Genomic DNA, 21,258 nt, shown 5'->3' with positions numbered 1-21,258 from the left:
CTACTTGCCGCCGAACAGTTTGTCGAGTTCAGCACGCGAGCGCTCCCCTGCGGCGCCTTTGGCCGCGTCGAAAGCCCCGCTGCGCGGCCGGAAGTAGTCGCAGAAATTCGCGGCTTCCTTGTCGCGGACCTCCTCGGTGGTCGGTTCCCGGCAGTGCTTGGCGTAATTGCGATCGTATTCGCAGCACATGCGGCAGACATGCAATTCTGCGCGGCAGGCGCGACACTCGTCCCGGCGCGATAGCGGCAACGTCAGCGCGGCGAGGCTCGCGCCGCATTTCCAGCACACCAGATCGTGACTCATGGCGGTCAATTATAGACCGCCCGCCCGCGGGCGCTTCCGCGCGATAGCCCCGTGCCACGCGGATTGTGCAGGTGCCGGCGTAGTATCCGTCCGGTATGTGAAGCACGGTTCGAGGCGATTTGGCGCGGCGTGCCACTCGCGACGATGCGGCCGCCGTTGCTGCCACCTTCCGGGCCAAGGTCGATGACATGATCGGCTGCGGCGATGACCTGCAGATTGTGCTCGACAATGAGCACACTGTTGCCGGTTGCCACCAGGCGGCGCAGCACGTCGAGCAGTCGCTCGACATCGGCCATGTGCAGGCCGACGGTCGGCTCATCGAGCAGGTACAGGGTGTGCTGGCGGCTGCCTTCGGCGCGCGCAAGCTCCGCTACCAGCTTGATTCGCTGCGCCTCGCCGCCCGACAACGTCGGACTGTGTTGTCCGAGTGTCAGGTAACCCAGGCCGATCTGCACCATCAGCCGCAGTGTCGCGGCGATGCGCCGGTGGGCAGCGAAGAACTCGCAAGCGCTCTCCACTTCCATCGCCAGAATCTCGCCGGCGTTCAGGCCGCGGTGCCGCACCTGCAGTGTCTGCGGATCAAAGCGCAGGCCGTTGCAGGCATCGCAGGGCAGTTTCACGTCCGGAAGAAAACTCATCTCGATCCGCTTCATTCCCTGGCCTTCGCAGGTCGGGCAGCGGCCACCGGGCGTATTGAAGGAGAAGCGGCTGGCGCTATAGCCGCGCAGCCGCGCTTCAGTGGTATTGGCCAGCACCCGACGGATCTCGTCCCAGATCCCGACGTAGGTCGCGGGGCAGGACCGCGGCGTCTTGCCGATAGGCGTCTGATCGACTTCCAGCACGCGGTCTATGCTGTCGTAGCCGGATACGCGCCTGCAACCGAGCCACGTCTTCGGCGTGCTGCGTTTGCCGACGACGCGCAGCAGGTTCTCGTAGATCGTGCCTCGGGTCAGTGTCGATTTGCCCGAGCCGGAAACACCTGTGACCAGCGCGAGCGCATGCAGCGGGATGTCGACATCGATATTGCGCAGATTGTTGCGCTTGGCGCCACGTATGCGCAGGTACCGCGCACTGCGCGGTGCGTTTTCGTTCAGCGTGATGCCGCGTTGCGCGGCTGCCTTCATCGCGCGGCCCGTGACCGACTCGGGCGTGCGCATCAATTGCTGCAGGCTGCCGCTTGCAATCACCCGCCCACCGCGCGTGCCGGCGCCGGGCCCAAGGTCGATGATGTGATCCGCACTTCGAATCGTGTCCTCGTCGTGCTCCACGACCAGCAGCGTATTGCCGTTGCGTCCAAGGCGTGCCAGCACATCGAGCAGCATGCGGTTGTCGCGCGGATGCAGGCCGATCGTGGGTTCGTCGAGCACGTAGCAAACGCCTTTGAGGTTCGACCCGAGTTGAGCCGCGAGACGGATGCGCTGCGCCTCGCCGCCAGACAGGGTCGGCGCCGCACGCGCCAGCGACAGGTAGCCTAGGCCCACGCGCTCGAGAAATCCCAGTCGCTCGCGGATCTCGGGAAGGATGTCACGGGCAATGAGGCGATCGCGTCGATCAAGTTTCACACGCCCAAGTCTCGCCCGGCACTCGCTCGCGGTGTCGGCAGTCCAGGTGGCGATAGAGTGGCCGGAGAGTCGCACATGGAGCGCGACTTCATTCAAGCGGTTGCCGTTACATTGCTCGCAGATTGCGGCGCCTTCAGGGTCGGGCGGCTCCTCGGCATCGTCGTTCGATACGCAACCCGTGCCGCGACAGGCCGGGCACCACCCCTGGGGTGAGTTGAACGAGAACAGCCGGGGATCGAGTTCCGCGAAGCTGCGCTGGCAGGAAGGACAGGCGCGCAAGGTCGAATAGGTCGTCATCCGCCCGCCCGCCGCAAGTACCTGCACGATACCTTTGCCATGATCGAGCGCGACCGCGAGCGAATCGCGCAAGGCCTTTTCCCGCCGTATGTCGGGACGCAGCGTCGCGACAGGCAGTTCGATGTCGTGCTGCTCGTAGCGGCGCAGCCGCGGCCAGGCGGCGGTCGGCGTCAACTCGCCATCGACGCGCAAATGGCCATAGCCCTTGCGCAGCGCCCAGGCGGCGAGGTCCGTGTAGTAGCCCTTGCGGCCGACCACGAGTGGCGCGAGCAGCGTGATTTCCCTTCCCCGATGCCGGCGCAGTATCTGTGCGGCGATCGCTGGCATGCTCTGCGGTCTGATCGCAACGTCGCAATCGGGACAATATTGCGTACCGAGCTTCTGAAACAGCAGGCGCAGGAAATGGTAGATCTCGGTCTGCGTCGCCACGGTACTGCGACGGCCGCCGCGGCTGGTGCGCTGCTCGATGGCGACCGTCGGCGGTATGCCCGTGACCGAATCGACATCCGCCCGCGCTGCAGGCTGCACGAACTGGCGCGCATAGGCGTTCAGGGATTCGAGATAACGACGCTGTCCCTCGTTGAATACGATGTCGAAGGCAAGGGTCGATTTGCCCGAGCCGGACACGCCTGTCAACACCGTAAAACGACCATGTGGAATCACGGCGTCGATCTGCCGCAGGTTGTGCTCGCGCGCGTTGTGCACCGAGATTGCGCGCTCGGGCTCCTCGCGCGGATGCGCGCGACCGCGGCTCTGCTCGCTCATGAATCGACCGCGACGCTGGTAACGGCCAAGGGCCGCGCCGGTGTGAGTGCTGGCGTTTCCGGCGAGCGCCGCCGGCGTGCCGGCAAATACGATGCGCCCGCCGCCATCGCCGCCCTCGGGCCCAAGATCGACGATCCAGTCGGCACCGGCGATGACATCCAGGTTGTGCTCGATCACGAGCAGCGAATCGCCGCGCTCCACCAACTGGCGCAGCGCACGCATGAGCCGCGCGATGTCCTCGAAGTGCAGACCGGTCGTGGGTTCGTCCAATATGAAAAGCGTGCCGCGCTCGCTTGTTGAGGCGCTCGCGAGATGGCCGGCAAGTTTGAGTCGTTGTGCTTCACCGCCGGAGAGTGTCGGCACTGGTTGACCGAGCGCAAGGTACTCCAGGCCCACTGCAACGAGCGGAGCGAGCCTGCGCAGGATTTCTGGTTCGGCCGCAAAGAACTCCACGGCTTCGGCAACGGTCATCGCGAGGACATCGGCGATACTGGCGCGCCGACTGCCGGCACCGTCGACGGCGACCTGCAGCACCTCGGCGCGAAAGCGCCTGCCGTCGCAGGCCGGACAGCGCAGATACACGTCCGAGAGGAACTGCATTTCGATGTGTTCGAAACCATTGCCGTTGCATTCCGCACAGCGGCCCGTGCCGGAATTGAAACTGAACGTACCTGCCGTGTACTTGCGCTCACGAGCCAGTGGCTCGGCGGCGAACAATTTGCGAATGGCGTCGAAGGCGCCGACATAGCTCGCCGGATTGGAACGCGTCGTGCGACCGATCGCCGACTGATCCACCAGGATGACGTCGTGAATCTGCTCGGCGCCTGTCAGTTCGCGGAATTCGCCAGGCGCCTCGGTCGGCTGGCCCATGGCTTTGCGCAGCGCGCGGTAGAGCACCAGATCGACCAGGGTTGATTTGCCGGAGCCGGAAACACCGGTCAGGCAGACGAGACAACCGAGCGGCATCGAAAAATCAATATCGCGCAGATTGTTCTCGCGCGCGCCAACGAGACGCAGCCACGCCGCGCCTCGCGGCGGGCCGCCGGAAAATGCAGGAATGCGCCGCCGCGCTGCGAGATAGTCCCCGGTCAGAGAGTTCGGTGTGTCGAGCACGCCTCGCGGCTCCCCGTAATAGACGATTTCGCCGCCTTTGCTGCCGGGTCCCGGCCCGAGATCGAGCAGGCAATCCGCTTCCTGCATGATCTCGGGATCGTGCTCGACGACGAGCAGCGTGTTACCCGCATCGCGCAGCTTCTTCATCACCTGCATCAGGCGATGGATGTCGCGCGAGTGCAGGCCTATCGATGGTTCGTCTAGCACGAACATGGCGTTCACCAGCGACGTACCTAGCGCGGTCGTCAGGTTGATGCGCTGGACCTCGCCACCGGAGAGCGTGCGCGACTGGCGGTCGAGCGTGAGGTAGCCGAGCCCAACGGTCGCCAGGAACCCGAGCCGCTGGCGAATCTCGCCCAGCAGCGTGTCGAGTGCCCGTTGTTCCATGGTGGCGAGCTCGAGCGCGCCGAAGAAACCTGCCAGCCTTTCGATGGGCAGCTGCATCAGATCGTGAATCGACAAGCCGGGGAGCGCCGCGAGCATCTCATCGTTCCACTGCACATCCTGCGGGCGAAAGCGCGGCCGGCCCTGCAACGCCTGCTCGGCGGCATCGCGCCCGCCAATTCGCCACAGCAGCGCCGCTGTCTTCAGGCGAGCGCCGCCGCAGGCCTGGCAGGGCGTGTATGCGCGATAGCGCGAGAGCAGCACGCGGATATGCATCTTGTAGGACTTGCTTTCGAGCCAGGCGAAGAACCGTCGCGCCCCATACCAGACCTTGTCATCGAATCCGCCTTCGCCTTCGATGACCCACTGGCGGGTGGCTGAATCGAGCTCGACCCAGGGACGATCGACATCGACCCCGCGGCGCCTCGCATAGCGCAGCAGATCCGTCTGGCATTCGCGAAATGCCTTGGTCTGCCAGGGTTTGACGGCGCCACCGCGCAGTGTTTTGCTCCCATCCGGAATCACGAGGCCGTAGTCGATACCGATGACACGCCCGAAGCCGCGGCAGGTTTCACAGGCGCCCAGAGGCGAGTTGAATGAAAACAGGCTCGGTGTCGCATCGGCATAGGCAAGATCGCAGCTCGCGCAGGCGAGGGCCTGTGTATACGCCGCCGATTCGACGACTTCCTCGCCCGACTCGCCCGCGAGCCGGTGCGCGACCAGTCGGCCGCCGCCGAGTCGCAACGCCGCTTCGACGGATTCGGTGAGGCGCGATGGGTCGGCGCGATCGATGCGCAATCGATCCTGGATGACTTCGACCCGGCCAGCCCCGACCTCCCGGTAGCGGTGATAGCCTTGCGCCGCCAGGTATTGCTGGACTTCCTCGGTCCGAAAATTCGCCGGCACACTGATTTCAAAAGTCACCAGCCAGCGCGACTGTGGCGACCTTGCGGCGCGCGCCATGAGATCGCGGGTAACCGACTCCGGATCTTCGCGGGTCACGGGCTTGCCGCAGCACCGGCAAAAGAGCTTTGCCGCTCGCGCGAACAGCAGTTTGAGATGGTCGTTGAGCTCGGTCATCGTGCCGACGGTCGAGCGTGACGTTCGAACCGGATTGACCTGATCGATGGCGATGGCGGGCGGTATGCCTTCGATGCGATCGACCTGTGGCTTGTCCATACGGTCGAGGAACTGACGCGCGTAGGTCGAAAAGGTCTCGACGTAGCGGCGCTGACCCTCGGCATAGAGCGTGTCGAAGACCAGCGATGACTTGCCCGAACCGGAGACGCCGGTGACCACCAGGAGCTGGCCGGCGGCAATGTCAAGGTCCAGGTTCTTGAGGTTATTCTGACGCGCGCCGCGGACAATGACCGCGGATGGCCGGGAGTTCTTCATGAGGCGCTGAAGGTTATCTGATTGCAGTCGTTTTGTATCTGGCCAGCGCCGCGCCCGGCGCGGTAAAATTGCCCTCAAGGAGCGGGGCCGGCGCGAGTCGGCCCTTTGCATTACACGCGGAGTGACCCCGATGTTTGCAAACTACATAAGACGATTGCTGTTGCCGGCCGCGATATCGCTCGCAGCCTGCGTGCCGCTACAAGGTGAGCCAACGATGTCCGACACAAAGACAACCACTCCACTCATTGCACGCACGGCATTGTTCGGCAATCCGGATCGTACCCAGGCGCGCTTGAGCCCGGACGGCGCGTACATCTCCTACCTCGCGCCGAAGGATGGCGTGTTGAACGTGTTCGTTGCGCCGAGCAACGACATCTCGGCCGCGCGCGCGATCACAGACGATCGCAAGCGCGGCATAAGGCAGCACTTCTGGTCATTCGACAACCAGCACGTCCTTTATCTGCAGGACGAGGGTGGCGATGAGAACTGGCGCCTGTACAGCGTCGATGTGCGCGATGCGAAACAGCGTGACCTGACGCCGCTGCAGGGCATCCAGGCGCAGGTCATCGGTGCCTCGCATCTGCACCCGGGCAAGGTACTGGTCGGTCTCAACGACCGTACGCCGGAGTGGCACGATGTCTACGAAATCGACATCGCATCCGGCGAGCGCCGACTCGTCGAGCGCAACGATCAGGGCTTCGCGGGTTACCTCGAAGATCTCGATCTGGTGCCACGACTCGCCGTAAAACTCGATGCCGATGGGGGCGAGTTGTTTCGTCGCGATGGCGACAAATGGCAGAGTTTCCTTCGGTTCGGCCAGGCCGACAGCCTGACCACCAACCCGGTTGCCATCAGTGGCGACGGCCGTTCCGCATTGTTGCTCTCTGCCGTAGGCCGCGACAAGGCGGCGCTCGTCAGCATCGACCTTGCGAGCGGCGCCGGGAAGATCGTCGCCGCGAACGAGCGCGCCGACGTGCAGGGCGTATGGCTCAATCCGCGCAGCCGTGTACTCGAGGCCTATTCGGTCAATTACCTGACCAACGAGTACACCGCGGTCGATGATGCCGTGCGCGCCGATATCGAGCGCCTGCGCAATACCCTCGGCGAGGGTTTCGAAGTCGTGAGCCGCACGCTCGATGACAAGCGTTGGATCGTGGTGTCCGATGAGCCGATCAGCGCCTACGCGAGCTATCTCTATGAGCGCGATTCGGGCCGCGTCGTGAAGCTTTTCGACCAGCGTCCGCAGCTGATCGGCGCACCACTCGTCGCCATGCATCCACTTGCGATCAAGGCGCGCGATGGACTCACGCTGGTGAGCTACCTGAGCTTGCCGCGCGGCTCCGATCCGGATGGCGATGGCATACCCGACTCGCCGCTACCCATGGTACTCAATGTGCACGGCGGTCCCTGGGCGCGCGACAACTACGGCTTCGACGCGGAGCACCAGTGGCTCGCCAATCGCGGATATGCCGTGCTCTCGGTGAACTACCGTGGTTCGACGGGTTTTGGCAAGGAATTCGTCAACGCCGGTGACCATCAATGGGCTGCGCGCATGCACGATGACCTGATCGACGCCGTCGACTACGCCATCGCAAAGCACATCACGACCGCGGACAAGGTCGCCATCTACGGCGGCTCCTACGGCGGCTACGCCACCCTGGTCGGACTCACGTTCACACCGGATCGCTTCGCCTGCGGGGTCGACATCGTCGGTCCCTCCAACCTGATGACCCTGCTCGAATCCATACCGCCCTACTGGAAGTCGTTCTTCGAGGACCTGGCGCGCCGCGTTGGCGATCCGCGCACCGAGGAGGGCCGCAAATTGCTGGCCGAGCGCTCGCCGCTCAGCCGCGTCTCGGCTATCGAGCGGCCGCTACTGATTGCGCAGGGTGCGAACGATCCGCGGGTCAAGCAGGCGGAGGCGGATCAGATCGTAGCGGCAATGAAAGCAAAAAATCTGCCGGTCACCTACGTGCTCTATCCCGATGAGGGCCATGGCTTCGCCCGCCCTGAAAACCGCCTGTCGTTCTACGCGATCTCCGAAGGCTTCCTGTCGCAATGCCTGGGCGGGCGCTACCAGGAGGTCGGCGGCGATTTCGCCGGATCGAGCTACGAGGTGCGCGAAGGCGCCGAGCACGTTCGCGGCCTCGCGGCAACGCAAACCGGCAAATGACGCCAGGGGCGTAGCATGGCCCCTGTTCCAAGTGCACAGCCACTTGCGAGCTACCGCAAGTACTGGGCGGAGCGCTTTGGAACGGCGCCCTTCCTGCCCATGTCCCGGGCCGAAATGAATGAACTCGGCTGGGACAGTTGCGATGTCATCATCGTGACGGGCGATGCCTATGTCGATCACCCGAGCTTCGGCATGGCGATCATCGGCCGAACGCTCGAGGCGCAAGGTTTTCGCGTTGGCATCATTGCGCAACCCGACTGGCGAACCGTGGAGCCATTTCGCGCGCTGGGGCGCCCCAATCTGTTCTTCGGCATCACCGCCGGCAACATGGACTCGATGGTCAATCGCTATACAGCCGACCGGCGTCTTCGCAGCGACGATGCTTACAGTCCCGATGGCGAAGGCGGGCGTCGACCTGACCGCGCGGTAATCGTCTACGCACAGCGTGCCCGTGAAGCCTACGGCGACGTGCCGGTCGTAATCGGCGGTATCGAAGCGTCCCTGCGCCGGATCGCGCATTTCGATTACTGGTCGGAGAAGGTTCGTCGCTCCGTGCTGCTCGATGCCAAGGCGGACCTGCTGCTGTATGGCAACGCCGAGCGCGCGGTCGTCGATCTCGCGCACCGGCTCGCGGCACAGGAGCCGGTTGGCTCGATAACCAATCTGCGTGGCACGGCATTCGTTCGCCGCGAGCGCGCCGCGGACTATTCGGAAATCGACTCCACCCACCTCGACACGCCAGGCGCGCTGCCGACGCACCCGGACCCCTACGCGCTGCGCCCGCAAGGCGTGCCTGTCGCACGCTTCGAGCGGCAAGTGAAAGCCGTGCCGCGCGAACGGGTCGTCATACGCCTGCCATCCTTCGAGCAGGTCGGCTCCGATCCCGTGCTTTACGCGCACGCCTCGCGCATCCTGCACCTGGAATCCAATCCCGGCAATGCCCGCGCCCTGGTCCAGCGCCACGGCGAAAACGATGTCTGGCTCAATCCGCCACCGGTGCCACTCACGACGGCGGAAATGGACGGTGTCTACGAATTGCCGTACGCCCGCCGGCCGCACCCGGCCTACGGCAAGGCGGCCATTCCGGCCTACAAGATGATTCGCTTCTCCGTCGCGATCCAGCGTGGCTGCTTCGGCGGCTGCACCTTCTGCTCGATCACCGAACACGAGGGTCGCATCATCCAGAATCGCTCCGAGGCGTCGGTGTTACGCGAGATCGGCACGATACGCGATACCGTACCCGGGTTCACCGGCGTGATCTCCGATCTCGGCGGACCGACCGCCAACATGTACCGTCTTGCCTGCAAGAGCCGCGAGATCGAGTCCGCCTGCCGGCGGCCCTCGTGCGTCTATCCCGCCATCTGCAGCAACCTCGATACCGATCATTCCGCGCTGATCGGTTTGTATCGCAAGGCGCGGGCGGTGCCTGGCGTCAAGAAAGTGCTGGTGGCCTCGGGTGTGCGCTACGACCTCGCGGCCGAGTCACCGCAATATGTACGCGAACTCGCGCAGCATCACGTCGGCGGTTACCTGAAGATCGCGCCCGAAGCCATCGGCGAGGGGCCGTTGTCGAAGATGATGAAGCCCGGTATCGGCACCTACTACCGGTTCAAGGAGCTGTTCGACAAATATTCCGCCGCGGCGGGCAAGAAGCAATATCTCATCCCGTATTTCATCGCCGCCCATCCCGGTACCACGGACGAGGATATGCTCGAGCTCGCGCTATGGCTCAAGAAGAATCGCTATCGCGCCGATCAGGTGCAGGCCTTCCTGCCCGGCCCCATGGCGACCGCGACCGCCATGTACCACACGGGCAGGAATCCACTGCACCGTGTGCATCGCGACAGCGAGGCAGTTCATGTGCCGCGAGGCCTCAAAGTGCGCCGGCTGCACAAGGCATTCCTGCGCTATCACGATGCGCAGAACTGGCCGATGTTGCGTGAGGCCCTGCGGCGCATGGGGCGCGCGGACCTGATCGGCAATGGCAGACATCAACTGGTACCTGCGCATCAGCCACCCGGCACGGGATTGCAAGGCGAGGGCAGGCGCAGCGGCCGTCACGCCCGGCCTTTCCGGACCCAGCACACGCGCAGGAAAAGCGCAGCTCCGCGCGGCAAAACGCAGCGCTGACGCTCCGGTGTGTCCGGCGATCGCGCCGACCCTCGCAATCCCGGCGCTATTGAGGTGCCAGCGTATATGGCGGCGGTCCGGCGGGCCGCATGCCTTCGTGATGGTGCACGATCTGCCATCGCTTCCCGCAGCGGCGCAGCACATCCGTGACGCGCACATGGCCAGCCGTTGCATTCGGCTGCGCATATTCGAAGTGCACGTGATAGCGAACGATGCCGAAATCGTCAAAGCGACTGATCAGCAGCGGCTCGAGCCGCAGCGACAACGGTCCGCGAGCCCGCGCCTGGGCCTGGTCGCGAACATGAAACGCATCGCGCTCGGCGCGGCTGCGGATCAGCGTGGGCTCGAATACGTCCCAGACCGTGCACTCATCGGCGAGCGCCGAATCGATGTCATGGGTGCGTCCGTCCGTGAATGCGGCGAACATGCCCTCGACCACCGACCACAGTTCACGCTCATCACCGGTCATGCCGCTTGGCTATTGAAACGTGTTGCAGGCGTCCATGGATCCCGACTGCAATCCGCGCTGGAACCACTCCATACGCTGGCGCGCACTGCCATGCGTGAATGATTCCGGCACAACGTGGCCCTGCACGCGCCGTTGAATGGTGTCATCGCCGACCGCAGAGGCTGCCTGCAAACCCTCCTCGATGTCGCCCTCTTCGAGGATCTGTCGGGAACGATTGGCGTGATTCGCCCAGATTCCGGCGTAGCAATCGGCCTGCAGTTCCATGCGCACCTGCAACTGGTTGGCCTGTTCCTGGTCGCCGCGTTGCTGCGCCGCCCGGACCTTGGCGGAGGTACCGATGATGGTCTGCACGTGGTGGCCGACCTCGTGTGCGAGCACATAGGCGCGCGCAAAATCGCCGGGCGCCTGGAATTCCCGCTCGAGCTGGTCGTAAAAACTGAGATCGATATAGACTTTCTGGTCGGCGGGGCAATAGAAAGGCCCTGCGCCCGAAGTTGCGAATCCGCAGCCGGTCGATACCTGTTCGCTGAACAACACCAGCTTCGGTGGCGGATAACGCTCGCCTGCTGCCTGGAAAATCTCGCCCCAGGTGTCCTCGGTATCGCCAAGTACCGCCGCAACGAAATCGGCGGCAGCGTCGGTGGGCGCGCCGACCACCGGCGGACCGTCTGCCTCGCCGCCCTGTGGCTGAGTCATCTGCCTTGCGGCCTGCTGCATGCCGAGCACGGTGCGCGGATCGATGTTGAAGAAATAGGCGAGCGCCAGCGCGATCAATATGCCGCCGATGCCAATGCCGGCCGGTTTGCCGCCAAAGCGCCGGCCCCGGTAGTCCTCGATGTTCTCGCTCCGTCGACTCTGGTCGGTGCGCATGACTCGCTCCTTGGAACTGCCCTGTTTATTATCGTAGTCGCAGCATACTAGCAGACGACGATTGCCGTTAGAGAAGGGCGATCGGTTGGCGATGCGAAAACACCCATGCTCTTGCCCGAACTGCCCATAACCGCATCCTTGCCTGCGATCGGCGCGGCGTTGCGGCGCTCGGCATCGGCAATCCTGGTGGCGCCACCGGGTGCCGGCAAGAGCACGCTGGTGCCCCTCGCGCTGCTGGGCGAACCCTGGGCCAAGGGGCGGCGCATCATCATGCTGGAACCGAGGCGATTGGCCGCCCGTTCGCTGGCCGCGCGTATGGCCCGGCTCCTGCGCGTACCGCTCGGCGGCCAAATCGGTTATCGCACGCGCCTGGACACGCGGGTCGGCAAGGACACGCGCATCGAAGTCGTTACCGAGGGTGTGCTGACCCGCATGCTGCAGACCGACCCGGCGCTGGAAGGCGTGGCGGCGGTGCTGTTCGATGAATTTCACGAACGAAGCCTGCAATGCGATCTAGCGCTTGCACTTGCGCTCGATGCCAGGCGAGAGCTTGCAACCGATCTTCGCATCGTGGTCATGTCGGCGACGCTCGCCCTGGCGGCGCTGCGCCGAATTCTGCCCGACGCAGAAGTCATTGAATCGACGCTGCAGGAGTACGAGGTCGCGATGCGATACGTCGGCACTGCGTTGCCGCTGCCCACCGATGACTGGCCCTTGTTCATGCGCGCGTTGCAGTCCGCGGTGGGGCAGGCATGGCGGGAAACCGCGGGCGACGTGCTGGTCTTCCTGCCAGGCGGCGGCGAGATTCGCGCATTGCAGAATGCCCTCGGCGATGCACCGTTTGCCGCCGAGGCGCTGGTGCTGCCGTTGTACGGCGAACTCGACACCGAGGCGCAGGATCGAGTACTCGAGAGGAGCGGTACGGCTCGGCGCATCATCCTGGCCACCAACATTGCCCAGACCAGCCTGACCATCCCGGGAATCGGCGCGGTCGTCGACTGCGGCCTCGTGCGTCGCATGATCTTCGATCCGGCGAGCGGCATGGGGCGGTTGCACACCGAGCGCATCTCGCAAGCCGCTGCGACACAACGTGCCGGACGCGCGGGCCGCGTTGCCGACGGTGTGTGCTATCGCATGTGGAGTGCCGGTGCCCAGCAGACGCTTGCGGCACAGACCGCACCGGAGATTGCGGTAGCCGACCTGACGCCGTTGGCGCTGGAGCTGCTGTTGTGGGGCGTTGACGATCCATCACGCCTCGACTGGGTCGACGTCCCGCCGCCCGCGCAACTGGCGGCCGCGATGGACCTGCTCGCCGGCCTCGGCATGGTCGACTCGCGTGGCCGGATTACCGTGCACGGACGTAACGCTGCGCATTCGGGCGCTCATCCGCGCCTCGCACACATGATGCTGGAGGCCGCGTCACGCGGCGACGCGCCGCTCGGCGCGGAACTCGCCGCATTGCTCGAGATGGATCGGCGCGGCAACCGGCAAATCGACGCGCACGTGCGCACTGACATCGGCGTTGTACTCGAGTGGCATCGCCGCAATCGTGCCGCCGAGCTGCGTCAACAGAGCCAACGCCTGCTGCGTAGGCTCGGCGCCCATGAGACGGCCGCCATGCCAGCGGCGGCTGGCGACGCCACGGGCGCACTACTGTCGCTCGCCTTTCCGGATCGCATCGCACGTCGTCGCGACGGATCCGCCAGCCGCTATCTCCTCGCGAGCGGCCGTGGCGCGAGCCTGCCGCCGGCTCAGAGCATTGCGCGAAACGAGTATCTCGTCGCAGTCGAGCTCGACGGTGGCGGCGCCGACGCCGGGATCCGGCTGGCTGCGCCGCTTTCAGAGGCCATGCTTCGCAGCTGGCATCGCGAGCGCATCACAGAGCGCCAGATCGTGCGCTGGGATCGTGAACAACAGATGGTTGTCGCGCGCGCCGAGGTCCGTCTGGATGCACTCACGCTCGAGGAGCGCAAGCTCGATGCGCCCGCAGGCGATGAAGTTCTCGCAGCGATGCTGGACGGGCTGCGCCAGTTGGGCGTCGGCGCTTTGCCATGGACCCCCGCACTTCGGCAGTGGCAGGCGCGGGTCGCATTTCTTCGGCGCCATCGTGCCGACGACGGCTGGCCCGATGTCAGCGACACGTCGTTGCGGCATACGCTCGGCGAGTGGCTGGCGCCCTGGCTCGACGGCATGACGCGCGCTGCCCATCTCGCGCAAGTGCCACTCAAAAGCGCATTGCAGAGTTTGATCGGACCGGAGTTGTCTGCGCGCATGGACAGCCTCGCGCCAACGCATTTCCTGGCACCGACGGGCTCGCGCAGTGCCATTGACTACTCCGACCCGGAGCAACCGGTCGTTGCGCTGCGGCTGCAGGAGTTGTTCGGACTCGAGGCAGGCCCGCGGCTCGCGGGAGGGACCTGTCCCTTGGGCTTTGTATTGCTCTCGCCCGCCCAGCGGCCAATCCAGATCACGCGGGATCTCGCGGGATTCTGGCGCTCTGGCTACTTCGACGTCAGGAAGGAAATGCGCGGTCGCTATCCGCGCCATGCCTGGCCGGAAGATCCGCTCGCCGCAACACCAACGAGGGGAGCGCGCCGGCGCAGCTGAGTGCTGCGATCGCCTGGCCGTGAGGCTCTTGCGGTTGCGCCCGGCGACGGCTACTGTTGTCGGCAGGCCTCGGTACAATTGAACAACAACGGATTGCCGCGCGCAGCGAAGCCGCAGCCTGTCCTCCTGAGGAGTCCAAGATGTGGGCCTGGTTTCAGCAGTTTGATTCCGTAGAGAAGCTGTTCCTGGGTTGCGCGATCGTTGGCGGCGTCATGCTCCTGACGCGGGTGTTGCTCGCGATCGCGGGGCTCGATCACGACGGATCGGATTTCGACGCGCCCCATCTTTCCAGCGATTCCGGCTTCCAGTTCCTGACGATCCAGGGGCTGTCATCGTTTCTCACCATGTTCGGCCTGGTTGGTTTCGCGCTCTACCGCAACACCACCTGGGGCGTATTGGCGGCCATCATTCTGGCAATTGGCGCGGGTCTCGCATCGGTATGGCTGATGCAGCGGATCTTCCTCGGCATGTTGCGGCTGCAATCGAGCGGTACGGTCGCGATGAGCGACGCCGTAGGCGCCGAGGGTACGGCCTATACCAACGTAACCAGAGCGGGCGGCAGTGTGCAGATCCTGGTCGCCAATCGGCTGCGGGAGTACGAGGCAGTAAGCGCAACCGACACGACCCTGACGTCCGGTACGCGTGTGCGGGTCGAACGAATAGCGGCTGGCAAGCTCGTCGTTGTACCGCTTGACTGATCAATCACGGTGTCCCTGCCACTGAGGTAAATACCATGCCGCTCGCCGAATCACTGTTACCTATAATTGCGTTGTTCCTGCTGGTGATCGTTTCGATCACCTTCCTGGCCGCGCGTTACAAGCGCTGCCCGTCGGACAAGATCCTGGTCGTCTACGGCAAGGTCGGAGCGGGCCAGTCGGCACGCTGTATTCATGGCGGAGGCGCCTTTATCTGGCCGTTGATCCAGGATTACACCTACATGAGCCTTACGCCGATGACCATCGGCATCCCGCTCACCAAGGCGCTATCGCTGCAGAACATTCGCATCAACGTGCCTTGCACCTTCACGGTCGGCATCAGCACAGAACCCGCCATCATGAACAATGCCGCGGAGCGCATGCTGAACCTCGATCAGGATGCAATAGAGAGCATGGCCAAGGAGATCATCTTCGGTCAGCTGCGCCTTACGGTCGCGTCGCTGACCATCGAGCAGATCAATCAGGATCGCGAAAAATTCCTCGACGCCATCCGCCGCAATGTGGCGCCAGAGCTCAACAAAGTCGGTCTGTACCTCATCAACGTCAATGTCACCGACATCACCGACGAATCCGGTTACATCGAGAGCATCGGCAAGAAGGCGGCTTCGGAGGCCATCAACCAGGCGAAGATCGACGTCGCCGAGCAGGACAAGAAGGGTTCGATAGGCGAGGCGGAAGCAGTGCGCGAGAAGTCCATCCGCGTTGCGCAGAACGTTGCCGAATCCGACAAGGGCCAGAAACAGGCGGAAGCCGATCGTCGCGTCTACGTGCAACAGCAGGAGACGCTGGCAACCATCGGCGAAGCAGCGGCCAATCGCGACATGGCCATCAAGGTTGCCGAGAACGAGGCGACGGCGGAGAAGGGCAAGAAAAAAGCCGAGGCCGAAAGACGCGTATACGTCGAGGGGCAGGAGGCGGAGGCGATTTCGGGCGAGAATACCGCCAAGGCGAACATCGCCCGCGCGAATGCCGAACTGTCGGTGCAGCAGGCGGAAGCCAATCGACGCGGCCAGGTTGCCCACTTCGAGGCGGAAGTCGAGATCCAGAAAGCACAGGCCAAGGCGGAACAGCAACGGCTGACGGCAGCTGAGGTCGTTCGCCAGGAAATCGAAAAGCAGAAGGTGGAAATTTCGGCCGAAGCGGAAGCCGAGCGGATACGGCGTCACGCCAAGGGCGAAGCGGATGCCATCCTGATGAAATACGAAGCCGAGGCCCGTGGCGTACAGCAGGTGCTGTCCGCCAAGGCCCACGGTTATCAATCATTGGTGCAAAGCGCGAACAACGATGCGCGAGCGGCCGCAACGCTCCTCATGACGGAGAAGATCGAACAGATCGTTGCCATGCAGGTCGAAGCGATCAAGAGCATCAAGATCGACAAGGTCACGGTGTGGGACTCGGCCGCGGCCGGCAATGGCAGCAATACGGCGAATTTTCTGGCGGGCCTGATCAAGAGCCTGCCACCGTTGCATGACGTTGCCGCGATGGCCGGCATCGAACTGCCGAAGTATCTCGGTGACATGAAGCCCGCTGAGCCGCCGCGTGGCGATGCCGAGCCCACCCGCGCGAAGTGAATTCGCGGGCCAGATCGGCCCGCTGATCGCAAGCGTGCTCGGGTTGGCCTGCGGCATTGCGACGCTGGGGCTGCCCTATTCGATTGGTGTCGTGCTCAAGCCGCTCCAGGCGCAGTTCGGCTGGAGCACACAGGAAATCATGACCGTCCAGCCGGTGGTGACGGTCGCCGTGGTGATCATGTCGATCGTGATCGGCATTCTCGTCGACAGGATCGGGGCGCGCATTCCGGTGCTGATTTCGCAGGCGAGCTTTGGAATCGGCCTGATCCTGCTCGGCGCGCTCACGCAATCGCTGACCGACTTCTACCTCATCTACTTCCTGATGGCCTTCGCCTCCGGCGGTACGCTGGCGGTGCCCTTCACGCGATTGCTCGCGGCACGCTTCGATCGCAACCGCGGGCTTGCGCTGGGCATCGCGCTGTCAGGCACCGGTGTCGCGAGTTTCGTCTTCCAGCCGTATTTCGCCTGGGTCGTCGAACATCACGGCTGGCGCGTTGGCTATTACGCGATCGCGGCGCTTCCCCTGTGCCTTGCTCTGCCAGCGAGCTTCCTGTGGCTGCACGATTCACCGCAACGCGGTGGTGTCGAACGGCGCGCGGTTGCCGGACACAGCCTGCTTGCGGCCATGCGCGACTATCGGTTCTGGATCATGTGCGTCGGCTTCTTCGCCTACTCCGGCGCAATTACCGGAGTGCTCAACAATTTTCCACCCATCCTCATCGAGAAGGGCTTCGCGCCGGTCAGTGCGGCATCGATAGCCGGCTCATTTGGCCTCGCGGTGATCATCGGCCGCATTGGCGTCGGCATGCTGGTGGATCGCTATTGGGCACCCGCCGTGGCGTTCAGCTTTTTCCTGCCCTCGGCGCTTGGACTCTGGCTATTGAGTGGCGCGCCACAACCACTGGTCGTTACGGTTGGCCTGATCGTACTGGCCGGCCTCGCCGCAGGAGCCGAGGTGGATCTCATGGCCTACATGGCGTCGCGCTATTTCGGGGTGCGCGAATTCGGTCGCATCTATGGCGCCTTGTTCGTTGCTTTCGCGTTGGGACCGGGCGTGCTGGTGCCGGCGTTTGCGGCGATGCGCGACTGGACCGGCAGCTATACGCCGGGATTGCGGATCGTTGCGTCGTGCATACTCGGGGTCGCGCTGCTGTTCCTGCTGCTGGGACGCTACCCCGATGCTTATCGCGGCGCCGATGACGGGTCGCGCTTGCGGTAAATGCCGACGAACCAATCGGTCCATTCACCCTTTGCCGCATCGAATTGTTCGAAGTGCTGCCTGACGCTGCCGTCGTCGTTCGCCGTCCAGGTACCGCGAAAGCGCGCGCCATTCGCCGGATTGTCCGGCGGATAACCGATCGTTCCCTCGAGCCGCATGCGGCCCCGGTCATCGAGTCCACCCTGGTAATCGATGGTCGCGCCAGCCGATACCCAGATCTGACGCCAACGGCCCGTAACGCGGTCGACGAAGTTGTAGCTCTGGCCGGTGACACCATTGGCGGAAGTCCAGTGCTCGACGAGCAGGCAGCCGTATTCCTCGCGGGAAATACTGTTATGGCCCGCGAGTTCGCCCTCCGGGGTGGAGACGTCCCAGTCTCCCAGCCAGAAATCGAACTGGTGAAATACCGGGTCCTGACAGCGCTTTTCGGGCGTGGGCGGACTCTGCGGATGAGCCAAAGCAGCGAAACCCAGGGCGATGAGCGCCAGCGTTGCGGAGGAAATCGATGGCCGCATGATGAGCCTCCAGTCGTCGATGCAACGAAGCATTGCCAACGCGCGGGCGCAATGCAAGTGACACGGGACGAACGTCGATACCGCGCCGTAGTAATCGCTGCGAAGTTTTCCTAAAGCGCGCGCAGTGCGGTCGTCACCGGAAGCCTGGCGGCGCGGATAGCTGGCAGCAGGCCGCCGACCATGCCGACAATCACCGCGATCATCAGCCCACGCAGCACGAGCCCCGGCGTTACCCTGAAACTGAACACGATCTGCGTGAAGCTGCTGCCGAGGGTGGATGCCGTCACGTTGTTGAAAAGCACATAGGCAATCGCCGCGCCGATGGCGCCGCCGATGAGTGACAGCAGCAGCGCCTCGAGGAGGACCGAGGTCACGACGGGCAGCCCACCAAAACCGATGGCACGCAAGGTGGCGATCTCGCGCGCGCGCGCTGCGACCGCGGCATACATGGTATTGAGCGCGGCAAATACTGCGCCGAGCCCCATGATGAGCGTCACCACGCCGGCGAGGACGCCGATGGTTGCGCGAAACTGCTTGGTCTGGGCGCTGTAGTAATCGACCTCGCGTTCGACGTCGACGGCCAGGCGGGGATCGCGGTTGAGCGCATCGGCAAGGCCCTTGAGGCTTGCCGGAGTCTCGAGCAGGGCCGAAACGGAGCTATAACCCTGTCGCGCGAATGTCGACTGCGCGACGTCGGCATCCGCCCACAACTCGCTGTCGTGGCCATCGTGGGAATCGAAAATACCCACGATGCGCCAATCCGAACCTCGCATGCGCACTGTTTCGCCGAGCTGCGCGCCGTCGAACTGCTGCGTGACGCCACGTCCCACCACCAATTCGCGCAGGCCGGGTTCGAAGGCGCGGCCGTCGGTGATCTTGAGGTTGGGTCGCAGCAGGAAACCATTGCGTGGATGCACACCGCGTACCGTGATATTTGCGCTGCTGTCGACGTCACGCTTGAGGAGTTCCGCGATGACGATGAGCTCGGCTGAAACGATCGGCTTGTTGTCGCTATCGCGGCGTATCCCCGGCCCCTGGGCGATCAGTTGGGCGGCTTCCCGCGTCAGTCCGGAATTCAGTTCCGCGCTGGAGCCGCCGCGCAGGACTATGGCGACGTCATTGCGACCCGTCGCGGCCACGGTCGCGCGAAAACCCTCGGCCATGGCGAGCAGGGCGGTGAAGACCGCGACGACACCGGCCAGACCCACGACGATGACCAGCGACGGCACCCAGCGCTGCGGGATGCTGCGCAGATTGATGCCGACGATTGCGGATGTCTCCTTGAACATGCGACGCCGAGCCTATCGATTCGCCAATGCGTCCACGATGCGCAGACGATGCGCGCGCAGCGCTGGCAAGACGCCCACCGCCAGACTCATGACGAGCACGGCAACCAGACCGGTAATCCAGACGGTCGCATCGACCGCGATTGGAAAGTTGGCGGTCTGGGACTGGATCATTGCCCCGACAGCCGTTGCCAGCGCCAGGCCGATCAAGCCGCCGATCAGGCAGACGCTCACCGCTTCGGCGAGCACGAGGCCCAGCACACCGCGGTCGGTGAATCCAAGCGTTTTCATGACGGCGAACTCCGGAATGCGCTCGCGAACACTCTGCGCCATGGTATTGCCGACGACGAGCAGCAAGGTGAAGAATACGGCGAAGAGTATCCAGCGCACGATCAGGCCGATATCCCCGAGCTGCTTGACGAACCCGACGTTGAAATCCTTCTCGGTCTGGGTCTTGGTCTCATCAGGAGAGTTCTCGAACATCTTGTCCACACGACGCGCGATGTCCGCTGCCTGCGAAGGGTCGTCGATGACCAGTTCGAAGATGTTGGTTCGCCCCGAGCCGAACTGGTTCTCTTCATCGAAGTATTCATGGTTGACATAGATCTGCACGGTCTGGCTCTGCCATTGGGCATCCTTGCCATCATAGATTCCGACCAGATCGAATGCCCATGCCTTGCTGCCGTCCTTCTTGGGGTAAATATTCGAGGACATCGGGATTTTCTGGCCGACCTTCCAGCCGTATTGCTGTGCGATCTTGCGCCCGGCGATCATGCCGGTGCGCGTATTGGCGAACGCCTGCCATTGCGACTCCGGCATGACCCACTCGGGATAGACCTCGTGCAAACCCGCCGGGTCGGCCGTGAAGGCCACCAGAGGCGTATTGGTCTGCTCCCAAACGCCGCCGAACCAGAGATTGTGCGTTACCGCCTTGACGCCCGGCACGGCCTTCAATTGCGGCAACAGCCGGAGCGGCAGCGGCTGCGTAAAGGACACCCGCGCCTGGGTGACCAGGCGCGTCGCACCGACGAAATCCGCCGCCGAATTGAACAGAACATTGACGGCCTGCAAAAGACCGAACAACAGGAAAGCGCTGATCACGGACAGCAGCGTGAGCACGCCGCGTGTCTTGCGACGAAACAGATTGGCAACTACGAAACCGGTTCTCGTCATCGGATGACTCAGGCGGTCGCAGGCTCCGCAAGGCGGCCCTTGTCGAGATGCAAGGTGCGCTTTGCGTATTCCGCGGCCTTCGGGTCGTGGGTGACCATGATGATGGTCTTGCCGTGGTCCCGGTTCAATGTCTGAAGGAGTGAGAGGATTTCATCCGCAGTCGAGCGGTCGAGGTCACCGGTGGGTTCGTCGCAGACGAGCAGTTGCGGGTCGGAGACGACCGCACGCGCAATGGCGACTCGTTGCTCCTGGCCGCCCGACAATTCGCTCGGTTTGTGGTGCATGCGGTCCGCGAGACCGACGACACTCAGTACGATCTCCACGTTCTTGCGCCGTTGTGCGGCGCTCAGCTTCGTCAACAGCAGAGGCAATTCCACATTGCTCTGCGCAGTGAGCACCGGCATGAGATTGTAGAACTGGAACACGAATCCGACGTTCGCGGCGCGCCAGCGCGCGAGCGCACTGCCGCGCAGCCGATCGATCCGCTCACCGCCGACGCTGACCTCGCCGCTGGATGGCTGGTCGAGGCCGCCGATGAGGTTCAGCAGCGTGGTCTTGCCCGATCCGGACGGTCCCATCATGGCCACGAAATCGCCCTTGGAAATCTCGAGGCTGATATCGTGCAGCACCTCGATCTCCTGCTTGCCACGTGCATAGGCCTTGTTGACGTGGCTGACCTTGACCATGGGTTCCGTCATGCTGTCCTCGAT

Annotated in this window: 14 protein-coding genes; 6 read left to right on the top strand and 8 right to left on the bottom strand. The window is 63.9% G+C overall.

The features are described 5' to 3' along the window. Both R3E77_15370 and uvrA read right to left on the bottom strand, forming a co-directional pair. A complete protein-coding gene (locus R3E77_15370) occupies positions 1-303 on the bottom strand; it encodes a hypothetical protein (protein MEZ5500792.1) in 303 nt (100 codons plus the stop codon). A 5-nt stretch (positions 304-308) separates the two neighbouring features. Next, a complete protein-coding gene (gene uvrA / locus R3E77_15365) occupies positions 309-5,819 on the bottom strand; it encodes an excinuclease ABC subunit UvrA (GenBank protein ID MEZ5500791.1) in 5,511 nt (1,836 codons plus the stop codon). Positions 5,820-6,033: 214 nt separating this feature from the next. Here uvrA and R3E77_15360 point away from each other — a divergent pair, with 214 nt between their 5' ends. After that, positions 6,034-7,992, top strand: a complete 1,959-nt coding sequence (locus R3E77_15360) for a S9 family peptidase (GenBank protein MEZ5500790.1) — start codon at positions 6,034-6,036, stop codon at positions 7,990-7,992. 15 nt (positions 7,993-8,007) lie between these two features. Beyond that, positions 8,008-10,122 (top strand): YgiQ family radical SAM protein, encoded by a 2,115-nt coding sequence (locus R3E77_15355; GenBank protein ID MEZ5500789.1) that lies wholly within the window; start codon positions 8,008-8,010, stop codon positions 10,120-10,122. Positions 10,123-10,168: 46 nt separating this feature from the next. On the opposite strand, the gene R3E77_15350 is transcribed toward R3E77_15355, so the two are convergent. Together R3E77_15350 and R3E77_15345 are read right to left on the bottom strand one after the other, a co-directional pair. Then, positions 10,169-10,591, bottom strand: coding sequence for a DUF4440 domain-containing protein (locus R3E77_15350; protein MEZ5500788.1), 423 nt, complete (start codon positions 10,589-10,591; stop codon positions 10,169-10,171). A 9-nt stretch (positions 10,592-10,600) separates the two neighbouring features. Then, positions 10,601-11,461, bottom strand: a complete 861-nt coding sequence (locus tag R3E77_15345) for a neutral zinc metallopeptidase (GenBank protein MEZ5500787.1) — start codon at positions 11,459-11,461, stop codon at positions 10,601-10,603. A gap of 105 nt (positions 11,462-11,566) precedes the next feature. Here R3E77_15345 and hrpB point away from each other — a divergent pair, with 105 nt between their 5' ends. The 4 genes from hrpB to R3E77_15325 all read left to right on the top strand — a co-directional run bounded on the left by hrpB (position 11,567) and on the right by R3E77_15325 (position 17,574). Then, positions 11,567-14,068: an ATP-dependent helicase HrpB gene (gene hrpB, locus R3E77_15340; protein ID MEZ5500786.1), complete on the top strand. Its 2,502-nt coding sequence runs from the start codon at positions 11,567-11,569 to the stop codon at positions 14,066-14,068. Positions 14,069-14,208: 140 nt separating this feature from the next. Continuing rightward, a complete protein-coding gene (locus R3E77_15335; protein MEZ5500785.1) occupies positions 14,209-14,766 on the top strand; it encodes an NfeD family protein in 558 nt (185 codons plus the stop codon). Positions 14,767-14,801: 35 nt separating this feature from the next. Then, positions 14,802-16,355 carry an SPFH domain-containing protein gene (locus tag R3E77_15330; protein ID MEZ5500784.1) on the top strand — a complete coding sequence of 518 codons (1,554 nt, stop codon included), beginning with the start codon at positions 14,802-14,804 and terminating at the stop codon, positions 16,353-16,355. Next, on the top strand, positions 16,330-17,574 hold the full coding sequence (locus R3E77_15325) for an MFS transporter (GenBank protein ID MEZ5500783.1): 1,245 nt from the start codon (positions 16,330-16,332) through the stop codon (positions 17,572-17,574). The genes R3E77_15330 and R3E77_15325 overlap by 26 nt, the downstream gene beginning before the upstream one ends. Here R3E77_15325 and R3E77_15320 read toward each other — a convergent pair. The 4 genes from R3E77_15320 to R3E77_15305 all read right to left on the bottom strand — a co-directional run bounded on the left by R3E77_15320 (position 17,538) and on the right by R3E77_15305 (position 21,246). After that, complete coding sequence (locus tag R3E77_15320) at positions 17,538-18,089, bottom strand: hypothetical protein (protein ID MEZ5500782.1); 552 nt, start codon at positions 18,087-18,089, stop codon at positions 17,538-17,540. The two genes, R3E77_15325 and R3E77_15320, sit on opposite strands and share 37 nt — an antisense overlap. 110 nt (positions 18,090-18,199) lie before the next feature. Beyond that, on the bottom strand, positions 18,200-19,378 hold the full coding sequence (locus tag R3E77_15315) for an ABC transporter permease (GenBank protein MEZ5500781.1): 1,179 nt from the start codon (positions 19,376-19,378) through the stop codon (positions 18,200-18,202). A 12-nt stretch (positions 19,379-19,390) separates the two neighbouring features. Beyond that, positions 19,391-20,548 (bottom strand): FtsX-like permease family protein, encoded by a 1,158-nt coding sequence (locus tag R3E77_15310; protein ID MEZ5500780.1) that lies wholly within the window; start codon positions 20,546-20,548, stop codon positions 19,391-19,393. 8 nt (positions 20,549-20,556) lie between these two features. Beyond that, entirely contained in the window at positions 20,557-21,246 is a 690-nt protein-coding gene (locus R3E77_15305; GenBank protein MEZ5500779.1) for an ABC transporter ATP-binding protein, read from the bottom strand. Positions 21,247-21,258: the final 12 nt, after the last annotated feature.

The sequence above is a fragment of the Steroidobacteraceae bacterium genome (genome assembly GCA_041395505.1).
Lineage (GTDB): Bacteria > Pseudomonadota > Gammaproteobacteria > Steroidobacterales > Steroidobacteraceae > JAWLAG01.
Note: the sequence above shows the minus strand (reverse complement) of the source record. Positions and strands in the feature narration are given on the sequence as shown.

Bases quoted from the DNA above. Each gene is read 5' to 3' on its own strand.
- R3E77_15370 (MEZ5500792.1), bottom strand. From the start codon at position 303: ATGAGTCACGATCTGGTGTGCTGGAAATGCGGCGCGAGCCTCGCCGCG.
- uvrA (MEZ5500791.1), bottom strand. From the start codon at position 5,819: ATGAAGAACTCCCGGCCATCCGCGGTCATTGTCCGCGGCGCGCGTCAG.
- R3E77_15360 (MEZ5500790.1), top strand. From the start codon at position 6,034: ATGTCCGACACAAAGACAACCACTCCACTCATTGCACGCACGGCATTG.
- R3E77_15355 (MEZ5500789.1), top strand. From the start codon at position 8,008: ATGGCCCCTGTTCCAAGTGCACAGCCACTTGCGAGCTACCGCAAGTAC.
- R3E77_15350 (MEZ5500788.1), bottom strand. From the start codon at position 10,591: ATGACCGGTGATGAGCGTGAACTGTGGTCGGTGGTCGAGGGCATGTTC.
- R3E77_15345 (MEZ5500787.1), bottom strand. From the start codon at position 11,461: ATGCGCACCGACCAGAGTCGACGGAGCGAGAACATCGAGGACTACCGG.
- hrpB (MEZ5500786.1), top strand. From the start codon at position 11,567: ATGCTCTTGCCCGAACTGCCCATAACCGCATCCTTGCCTGCGATCGGC.
- R3E77_15335 (MEZ5500785.1), top strand. From the start codon at position 14,209: ATGTGGGCCTGGTTTCAGCAGTTTGATTCCGTAGAGAAGCTGTTCCTG.
- R3E77_15330 (MEZ5500784.1), top strand. From the start codon at position 14,802: ATGCCGCTCGCCGAATCACTGTTACCTATAATTGCGTTGTTCCTGCTG.
- R3E77_15325 (MEZ5500783.1), top strand. From the start codon at position 16,330: ATGCCGAGCCCACCCGCGCGAAGTGAATTCGCGGGCCAGATCGGCCCG.
- R3E77_15320 (MEZ5500782.1), bottom strand. From the start codon at position 18,089: ATGCGGCCATCGATTTCCTCCGCAACGCTGGCGCTCATCGCCCTGGGT.
- R3E77_15315 (MEZ5500781.1), bottom strand. From the start codon at position 19,378: ATGTTCAAGGAGACATCCGCAATCGTCGGCATCAATCTGCGCAGCATC.
- R3E77_15310 (MEZ5500780.1), bottom strand. From the start codon at position 20,548: ATGACGAGAACCGGTTTCGTAGTTGCCAATCTGTTTCGTCGCAAGACA.
- R3E77_15305 (MEZ5500779.1), bottom strand. From the start codon at position 21,246: ATGACGGAACCCATGGTCAAGGTCAGCCACGTCAACAAGGCCTATGCA.